The sequence below is a fragment of the Granulosicoccus sp. 3-233 genome, from assembly GCF_052681095.1.
In genome coordinates this window covers 87,356-94,679 of record NZ_JBQYLE010000009.1, presented here as the reverse complement: position 1 = coordinate 94,679, position 7,324 = coordinate 87,356, and the positions used below count along the sequence as shown (strand labels likewise).

Sequence of the window (7,324 nt, the reverse complement as noted above, 5' to 3'; positions counted from 1 at the left end):
GTCTCAAGGTCTCAAGGTCTCAAGGTCTCAAGGTCTCAAGGTCTCAAGGTCTCAAGGTCTCAAGGTCTCAAGGTCTCAAGGTCTCAAGATGGATCGGATATACAGGAAATACCTGCATTACTACACTGGTTCCGGCGCGCGCAGGCTGTCGTAGTCGATCATGACATTGTCACGATAGGCCGGACGCTCTGTCAGGTTTTGATAGTACCGAGAAATCCGGGGAAGATCCGGTCGTTCGATCTCCATGGTGAAATACCGATAGAGACAAGCCGCCATGGGCATGTCACCCAGCGTGAGTTGATCGCCGTTGATATACGAACGTGATTCCAGTTCTGCTTCAAACAGGGAGAACTGCTTGCAGACAACTTCTTGTGCCTGAGCAAGGACCTTTCCGCTGCGTTCGGCATGGGGGAGTTTGACAGTCTGGTGGAAGATGATCTGGAAATTCGCGTAAACCGAATTCTGATACCACTCCATCCACATGTCCGACGCACCTCTAGCCGCTGGCGTTGATCCGAAGAGTGTGTCCTTGTCATAGGCATCCGCAAGGTAACGCATGATGGCGTTCGATTCCCAGAGTACCGTTTCGCCATCGACCAGCGTCGGCACCTTCTGGTGTGGATTGAGTGCCATATAGGCGGCATCATTCAATCCACCAAAACGACCACCTGCATCGAAGCGTTTGTAGTCAAGCCCAAGCTCAGCCAGTACCCACATGACTTTCTGGACATTGATGGACGTTCGCCGTCCCCATAGTTCGATCATGTCATTCTGCTATCCGTTGGGTTCGTTCAGGCAGACGGTCTGTTCTCACAATGACTCTGAAACAGATGATGGTAGTCTGCACGGCGTAATATCATGAACAGGTGTGTTTCCTGGATTATAACTCGGATAATACGTCGTGGAAATATCCGCAACGACTAAATGCAATGACAATATCGTATTTTCTCCTCATGCCGACGGGTTGGGTTGTACTTGCAGATTGAATTCGCCGAACATGCTTGCATTGCACGTTGTTGTTGATCCTGTTGCCCGGTTTCACCGGGTTTGCGGATTTTTCTCTTTTTACTGGGGTTTTCAATGGAAGAGCGGTATTCAACTCCGAACATGAAAGGCAGTTCTGGCGTGTGTGGTGGTTCGCAAGCAGGTAACGCATGACGGTTATCCATCGGTAATGATGCGAATGGGAATATCGCTGTCATATGGGCGATTTCGTATCTGTGCATTTACACGTGGCAATTGCTGATTGAGGTATTCGGGCCACTTCTGCAAATAATGGAAAATGCGATTGAAGGCATCAATAATCATGATATCCCGCAGGGCTTGTCTGCTCATATACTGTTCGTCGGAATGCAGTCAGGCATTCAATCAACGAGTCTCGACGACTCCTGTTCCAGTGAGTGGATAATCGATGAGCGAAAAATTGACACCCGATGTCGCAGTGCCCGACCTGACATTGCCGTTGGTCGGTGGTGGAGAGTTTGATCTGGCGGCAGAATCACCACAGAATTTCTCGATGGTGTTGTTCTACCGTGGACACCATTGCCCCGTGTGCAAGAACTACCTTGAGGGACTCGCTACGTTGTTGAATGACTATGAAGCAGCGGGTTTCAGTGTGGTGGCAGCGTCGATGAACGGTCCCGAGCTGGCTGCAAGGACTGCACAGGAGTGGGATGTTGGCAAGCTTCGCATCGCGCACAGTGTCTCTGTTGCTGATGCCAGGAAGTGGGGGCTGTGGATTACGAAAGCGTTCAAGGAAGGTGAAGAGGACATTTTCACGGAGCCGGGTCTGTTCTGGGTTCGACCTGATGGTCGACTGTACCTGGCGGATATCTCCAACATGCCATGGGCCAGACCGGATCTGGGTAATCTTCTGTCCAAGGTTGACTACGCCCTGGCGAACGACTATCCGGCCCGTGGCACTTACACCGGTTGATGGGCATTCGAAAAGTGTTGCAGAGTAAAAGGTTGTCTATCTCTTGCAGTGATGTCGCTGCCAGGGGTCAGAGTAAGCAAGACTGACTCCACAAGCGGTCAGTTATTTCGGCCGGAAGCAGGAAACCATCGCGTTCGATTCTTTACTTGTCTCGATGAATCAGAGTACATTGCTCTGTACGTCGGCAGGCGAGGTTTCCATGGCAGACCCATTTCAGGATATCGATGCGGTAGATTCAAGGTTTCTGGATGTGGTTGTGGCCGCTCTGGAAGCAAGAGCGGCGGAGGAACAGATGGTTCAGATAATCGAGCGCTATCTCGATTCTCTGAACTGGGTTGATGGGGCCACGCACGTGGAAGTGGGCGCGGGTACTGGCCCCATTGCCCGACGAATGGCTGCAAGAGCGGGTGCGGCCTGCGTCATCGCGATGGACCCATCGGTCAATCTGGTAAAGCGTGCGGCCACTCTGGCTGAGCATCTGGACAATCTGGAGTGTCGGGTAGGTGGCGGAGAGCAGCTGGCGTTCGACACCGGCTCCATCGACAGCATTGTCATGCACACGGTTCTCAGTCACGTTATAGAACCGGAGATCCTGCTGAAAGAGGCCTGTCGGGTCTTGAAGCCAGGTGGGAAGATCGTCATCTGCGACGCCGATTTCGAAAAGACATCGCTGGGCAATTTTGCAGGCGATCCACTGGACTCCTGTGCTCGCTTTTTTGTGGATAACGTTGTCACCCAGCCCTATCTGATCTCGAATCTGAGACAGCTGATAGTCAGCGCCGGTTTTCTGCTTGATGAGTTTCGTGTCGATAGTCGTGCCATTACAGACACGGATGGTGGCATGGCCTGGGTTCGAATGGGTACAGCCTTGATGGTCGAGCGTGGTCTCATTGCCCAGGCACTCGCGGACGCGCTGGCAGATGAGTATCTGAGGCGCAAGGAGGCGGGCACTCTGTATGGACACCAGCCCTTCGGTACCGTGATTGCAACGCGGCCATGAGGGTGATGCGACCATGGGGACGCCTGCGAGCCCGGCAGCGCAATGTAACCATGATGACATGCTTCTGAATTACCGTTTTGATTATAGTTGTCCGGGTACCGCAGCCCAGGAACGACAAATTGGCGGCTTCGCAACCGCGTACACAGGCTTGACGTCCGCAATCGAGACGGAAAATCCATGAGCATGTCTGTCCTGCAAGGGACCGGGAGACGAACGTTGTGCAGAAGCTCGTGGTCAAGGAAGAGGGTCGGTCTGGCGTCGGGTTTGTGTTTGCTGCGTTCCGACAGATTCTGCTGTCGAGTTTCGGACAGAGACGTTTTTTCCCGACTATTGCAGCTGTCACGATACTGTTGACGGTCGGTGGTGCGCCGTTGGAATCGCATGGCCAGACGACTGATGGACATCGAACCTTGTACCTGGCGACATCCAATCAGCCTCCTGTGGTCAATGCCGTGGGGTCTGGCTATCTGGACAGGATTCTGCTTGACGTCGGACAGCGTACCCGACTCACCTTTGACATCAGAAAGCTACCCGCTGCCCGTGGGCTGGCACTGGCCAATACCGGCGTGCTTGATGGCGAGGTGGCGAGAACCGATGCGAGAGAAGATCAATATCCACATCTGATACGGGTACCGGAACCCGTCATCGATATCGTTGTTGCCGGCGTGTATACAAGAGATGACATTCAGGTGGATGAAATCGAGGATTTCCGGAAATATCGAGTAGGCCGGGTACGCGGCTGGAAATATGTCGAGAACATGTTGTCATCCGTCGCCGGTGTCACGGTCACCCGGACTGAGGATCAGTTGATGGACATGCTGAATGCCGATCGTCTGGATATTGCCGTCCTGACTGTGGCTCCCGCTCGACTCAGGGCACGCGAACGTGGGATGATCAACCTGAAGATCACGAACTACGCGATTCGCAAGGACATGTATCTGTATCTGCATGAAAGCAAGGCCGATCTGGTTGGGCTGATTGATTCTGCGATAAGAGCCATGAAAGCGGATGGCCGTCATGATGCCATCTTGAAAGACTATCGCTTCGAGAATCAGTGAGTTGACTCAGGGAAGGCTTTTTTCTCGAATCGCCGCCAAGGCAATCCGTTCCACCGTTGTCCCCATGCTGTTGGCATTGACGGCAATGCTCGTTTTCACGGCCTTTGTCAGCTACCAGATATCGATCCATCAATTGCGGGTGCGAATCCAGGAGATCGGCAATGAACACAAGGCTGATATCCAGACCCATTTGTGGGAGTTCGATCTGGAGGCCCTGACATCCCATCTTCGTGGGTTCACTGCCAATGACAGTATTCAACGGGCTTACATCGTGGATCAATCCGGTCAGACGATCAGTCAGGGGACTTCCATCAGCGACGGAACAGGGGTGATGAAAGCCGATTTTCCGCTGATGCATGCAGATGGACGAGGTGATTCACAGCTGCTGGGGCATCTGACCATCGAGGCCAACAATGGCGCTGTCTGGTCGATAGTATTGAGAAATGCCCTGGCTCTCATCGCAATCTTCGTGATTTCCACCGTCTTTGTTACCGCCTTGATCATCCGGCAATTCAATCGGATTGCATTCACCCCTCTGGCAGCCCTATCGGCCAGGCTTCGCGATCCGGAGCATGCCCATGATCTGACCATCGATCTGCCGCGGGAGTCTGGTGCGGGAGACGTGGATGAACTGGACGAACTGGTCGAGTCGATCCGTGCAATGCGAGAAAACCTGCTTCTGGCCAGGGAGAGCATGGAAGAAGGGGCTCAAAGACTGGCGTCTGCCGCTCATCTTGCGGGGCTCGCATTTGCCAGGTTCGATCCCTCATTGACACGGCTTGCTGCCTGTGACGACAATTTTGCGGCGATTCATCGAAAGACCGTGGATGAGATGCTGCGGTTGAATATTCGCACGGACGTCGTCGAGAAAGTGCTGGACAAGAGCTCACTGGAGCTATTTCTGGCCGCCTGCAACAGGGTGGTCGCCGGAAATTCCGACATACAGACGCTGCGGCTCAATTTCGATGATGGTGAGTTCCTGTTCCTGAAACAGTATTTTCTGGGCAAGTTCAATGACAATGGCGAGCTGACTGCCATCGATGTCATTGCACAGGATGTGACCTACGAGCAGATCAACCAGGAAATGCTCCTGCAGACACAGAAAAACAAGGCCATCGGCAATCTGACCGGCGGGGTGGCCCACGATTTCAACAATATTCTGGCTGTCATTTCCGGCAATCTGGAAATTTCCAGTGCCAGCACCGAGAACCCGGTTGTCGTTGCTCATAATACCGTCGCACTGGAGGCGGTCGATCGCGGTGCACGGTTGACCCGGCAACTTCTGTCCTTTGCCCGCAAACAACCCCTGTCTCCTGTCGTGCTGGATGTGGGCAAACTCGTCAGGGAATCGGTTCCCCTGATTCAGACGTCGATTGGTGCAACCATAGATCTGGAGGTTGTCAACGATGCCGGATTGTGGAGAACACTGGCTGATCAGGCGCAACTCGAGGCAGTATTGCTGAATCTTGTTGTCAATGCCCGTGATGCCATGCCAAGGGGAGGCACTTTGAGTATCGAGTGCTGTAATGCAAGACTGGATTCCAGTTACGCACGTTCCAACATGGAAGTTGTCGCGGGTAATTATGTCTGTCTTTCGGTCAGCGACTCCGGGCTCGGGATGAGCGACGAAGTCGTCAAGCAGTGTATCGAACCTTTTTTCACAACCAAAACCGCGGGAGAAGGTACCGGACTGGGGTTGTCAATGGCCTTTGGATTCGCCAAGCAGTCCAGGGGGCATCTGAAGGTCTATTCCGAATTGGATCATGGTACGACCGTCAGATTGTATCTGCCGAAGGTTCAGCAGAAAGTGGCTTCGCTGGCACCTGCCGTGACTGTTGATCATCGAGCAAGACTGGCGGGCTTGCGCGTGTTCATCATCGAGGATAACGAGCAGTTGCGACAAGTGATCAGCAGTCAGGTCGAATCTCTGGGCTGCGAGGTCCATGCCGCCTGGGACGAGGCCTCATCGGTGGCGCTGATCGATGGACTGGAGAGTGTTGACGTGTTCCTGTCAGACATCATCCTGCCCGGTCATACGGATGGCCGACGCCTGGTAGAGAGACTTTCCAGACAGATGCCACAGGCGAAGACGGTCTTCATGTCGGGTTTTACCGAAAATTCGATCATTCACAATGGCACGCTTGACGACGGGGTCGTGTTTCTGCAGAAGCCCTTCAGATTGAACGAGCTGGCACAGGCTCTGATCGATGGCATGGAGTCGGAGCCCGTTCATGAGCGGGAAACTGACTGAATATCGAGTTGAGCCCTGCCGTCTTCTGGTAGATGCCTGATCTCCAAATGCCATGATCCTGTTGTAGCATGCCTGCATGCTCCGATATCTTCAGGCTTGCCAGTCGTATGCTGCACACTCTTGTCAGGTCCATGCGGGTTCCCTTTCTGGTGCTGACGCCCGTCAGTGTCTTTCTGGGGTACGCCACCGCATTGACCAGTTCCCTGCGAATCCCGTACTCGGATCTGTTACTGGTACTGATGGGTGCCTTGCTTGCGCATGTCAGCGTGAACATGTTCAACGAGTACCATGATTTCAAGAGTGGTCTGGATGCGAAGACGATCAAGACACCTTTCAGTGGCGGCAGTGGTGCCCTGATCGCCAATCCGCAGGCGGCACCAGCAGTACTGATGGGTGCGGTATCCAGTCTGCTGGTTACCGCCATCATTGGTGTCTGGTTTCTATTCGGTGTGGGTCTGCTGATACTGCCTTTGGGGATCATCGGTATTCTCATCATCCTGGCCTACACACCCTGGTTGAACCGACATCCTGTGCTGTGCCTGATGGCTCCGGGCATCGGTTTCGGTCCGTTGATCGTCATGGGAACGCATGTGGTGCTCACTGGCGAGTACTCGATCCAGGCAGGGATTGCCTCATTGGTGCCGTTTTTTCTTTCCAACAACCTCCTGCTGCTCAACCAGTTTCCTGATATCGCTGCGGACAGAAGTGTCGGTCGGCGACATTTTCCCATTGTCTACGGCGAACGCAAGGGCATCCTGTTGTATGGCAATACCGTCATGGCCACTTGTGGGGTCATTGTCCTGGGCATTCTGACGGGAATATTTCCCGAGTTGAGTATCGTGTGCTTCTTTCCGATGGGGATCGCGGTCATGGTGTTCTTCGGTATTGCCAGGCACGGAACATCGTTGGGCAGATTGTTGCCGTACCTGGGGATGAACGTCTGGGCAACGGTCATGACGTCGGTATTTCTGGGCTTCAGCATCATCCATGGCTGACGAATACGCATGAACCATGGCTGTTGCGCATGCTGATGTGCTTCACCGCCGAGGTCACCGTGGAGTCGTTCCCGAATCATGAGG

At 53.7% G+C, this 7,324-nt stretch carries 7 protein-coding genes; 5 read left to right on the top strand and 2 right to left on the bottom strand.

Annotated elements, in window-relative coordinates:
• Nucleotides 1-120: 120 nt before the first annotated feature.
• Together ACUNV4_RS21435 and ACUNV4_RS21430 are read right to left on the bottom strand one after the other, a co-directional pair.
• Nucleotides 121-765 carry a glutathione S-transferase family protein gene (locus ACUNV4_RS21435; protein ID WP_430880666.1) on the bottom strand — a complete coding sequence of 215 codons (645 nt, stop codon included), beginning with the start codon at nt 763-765 and terminating at the stop codon, nt 121-123.
• A 396-nt stretch (nt 766-1,161) separates the two neighbouring features.
• Nucleotides 1,162-1,335, bottom strand: coding sequence for a hypothetical protein (locus ACUNV4_RS21430; RefSeq protein ID WP_430880665.1), 174 nt, complete (start codon nt 1,333-1,335; stop codon nt 1,162-1,164).
• 76 nt (nt 1,336-1,411) lie between these two features.
• Here ACUNV4_RS21430 and ACUNV4_RS21425 point away from each other — a divergent pair, with 76 nt between their 5' ends.
• The 5 genes from ACUNV4_RS21425 (at nt 1,412) to ACUNV4_RS21405 (ending at nt 7,240) form a co-directional block, all read left to right on the top strand.
• Nucleotides 1,412-1,936 carry a redoxin domain-containing protein gene (locus ACUNV4_RS21425; protein ID WP_430880664.1) on the top strand — a complete coding sequence of 175 codons (525 nt, stop codon included), beginning with the start codon at nt 1,412-1,414 and terminating at the stop codon, nt 1,934-1,936.
• A gap of 199 nt (nt 1,937-2,135) precedes the next feature.
• On the top strand, nt 2,136-2,936 hold the full coding sequence (locus ACUNV4_RS21420; RefSeq protein WP_430880663.1) for a class I SAM-dependent methyltransferase: 801 nt from the start codon (nt 2,136-2,138) through the stop codon (nt 2,934-2,936).
• Nucleotides 2,937-3,154: 218 nt separating this feature from the next.
• Complete coding sequence (locus ACUNV4_RS21415; protein ID WP_430880662.1) at nt 3,155-3,994, top strand: substrate-binding periplasmic protein; 840 nt, start codon at nt 3,155-3,157, stop codon at nt 3,992-3,994.
• Between the two features lies 1 nt (nt 3,995).
• Nucleotides 3,996-6,245, top strand: coding sequence for an ATP-binding protein (locus ACUNV4_RS21410; protein ID WP_430880661.1), 2,250 nt, complete (start codon nt 3,996-3,998; stop codon nt 6,243-6,245).
• A gap of 107 nt (nt 6,246-6,352) precedes the next feature.
• On the top strand, nt 6,353-7,240 hold the full coding sequence (locus tag ACUNV4_RS21405; protein WP_430880660.1) for a prenyltransferase: 888 nt from the start codon (nt 6,353-6,355) through the stop codon (nt 7,238-7,240).
• The last annotated feature ends 84 nt before the right edge of the window (nt 7,241-7,324 follow it).